The following is a 1,905-nucleotide window of genomic DNA, read 5'->3' as shown; positions in this document are numbered from 1 at the left end:
GTTGTAGGAAAATATTAAATTTTTAAATAAAAGACATAATTAATTAAAATTATAATTTGCTATTAGTATCTTTTTAAAAATATTTACAATTATTTTAATAGGTTATGCAAGAAGTCTATTATCTTTTTTTCCTTTTTTTGATATAATTATTTTACAAAAAACCGAAATTAATAATTTACTATAAATAAGAGGCAATAGGAGAAAAGGGAATGTGAATAAAATACGCAGTTGGTTGAGGAGAGTTCTTTGATAATGAGATTAAAAAACCGTATTTTAAACAATTGTTAAAGAACATTGATAGTGAATATCAAAATAAACTTTGTTACCCTGCAAAAACAGATATTTTTCGTTTGTTTACATTAACTGAGCCTAATGATATTAAAGTTGTTATTATTGGACAAGATCCATATCATGGTCCAGGCCAAGCAAATGGTTTAGCTTTTAGTATTAATGATGGTATTAAAACTCCGCCAAGTTTAGTCAATATTTTTCATGAATTAAAAAAAGACCTAGGTGTTGATCATTATGCTAGTGGTAATTTAGACCATTGAGCTAAAAAAGGTGTTTTTCTATATAATACAATTGGAAGTGTTGTTGCCAAAACGCCTTTAAGTCATAAGGATATTGGTTGAACTAATTTTAGTCAAAATTTGATTATTTATTTAAATGAGATTCGTAATGATATTGTATATGTTTTATGAGGCAATTATGCAAAACAGTATGGTGAATATATTTTGAATAAAAGTAATATTATTAAGGGAGTGCACCCATCACCTTTTAGTTACAATTTATTTAAGGATCAACAATTTTTTGTAAAAATTAACGATTTACTTTTAAAAAATAAAAAAAACATAATTGATTGAAAAATGTAATGTATAATTGATATATGTAAAATATTGACAGGACAAGAGGATTTATTTTATTAATATAGATTGTGGGGATATTATGGGTCTACTAACATCATTTAGTGATATATCAAAAATCTTATATAGTAATAAAATGGCATATATTGCTAGTGGTGTTATTGGTGCTCTTTTTATTATTTATTGTATTTATAATGGTTTATATTATTTAATTAATCCTAAACGTTATCATGGTATTCGTTTTACAACGAAAAATATTGCGTATATTACAATGTTATCAGCAGTTTCAGCAACAGTTACTATTATTATTTCAATAACAGTACCAATTACGGTTTTTCCTCCTGTGCGGATTGCTTTTGAAGGTTTAATGGTTAAAATTAGTGGATTTATTTTTGGACCAATCGTTGGACTTTTATCGGGGGTTGTTACTGATTTAATTGTTATGTTATTTGTTCCTTCTTATCTTCATGTTGCTTATATTATTGTAATTGCTTCATATGGATTTTTATCGGGTTGTGTATCTTCAATTAATCGTGCCGTTGGTAACCATAAATGAGTTTTATTTATGTTAACAAATATTTTTATTTTAATTTTTGGAACTTTTGCTGGAGTAATGACATGATATTCACCATTTGAAACCATTACATTATTTGCTGGATTGGAAGTTAGCAAAATTGTTTTAAGTTATATTATTGGTTTTGGCACAGGGGGAACTATTATCATTATATGAATTATTATGTTTGTTTATCGTCATTTTGATAAAACAAAAAAACGTTATTGAGATTTAGTTGCTATTATTATGCTTGCTGTTGTTAATGAATATTGAGTCACCACCTTGATATCCGCATGGGGGGATATCACCTTTTTAACGGTGTCACAGAATAAAAATGGTAGAACAGATGGTTATGGGATAACTATGATTACGCGATTAGCAATGGCACCAATGAAAGTATTATTTAATTCGGCAATTATTTATATTACATATCGGGCTGTTTCCCCATTAATTCATAAAGATACTAATGCAAATTTACAATATTAAAAT

Annotated in this window: 2 protein-coding genes; both read left to right on the top strand. The window is 26.8% G+C overall.

From position 1 onward, the window contains the following. Positions 1–209: 209 nt before the first annotated feature. Positions 210–872, top strand: coding sequence for a uracil-DNA glycosylase (locus EHV01_RS06535; protein ID WP_422066752.1), 663 nt, complete (start codon positions 210–212; stop codon positions 870–872). Between the two features lie 73 nt (positions 873–945). Continuing rightward, positions 946–1,902: a hypothetical protein gene (locus EHV01_RS06530; protein ID WP_422066751.1), complete on the top strand. Its 957-nt coding sequence runs from the start codon at positions 946–948 to the stop codon at positions 1,900–1,902. The last annotated feature ends 3 nt before the right edge of the window (positions 1,903–1,905 follow it).

This window comes from Spiroplasma sp. hy2, from assembly GCF_044714365.1.
GTDB classification, from domain to species: domain Bacteria; phylum Bacillota_I; class Bacilli_A; order Mycoplasmatales; family Mycoplasmataceae; genus Spiroplasma; species Spiroplasma phoeniceum.
This window is presented reverse-complemented; position numbering and strand designations above follow the sequence as displayed.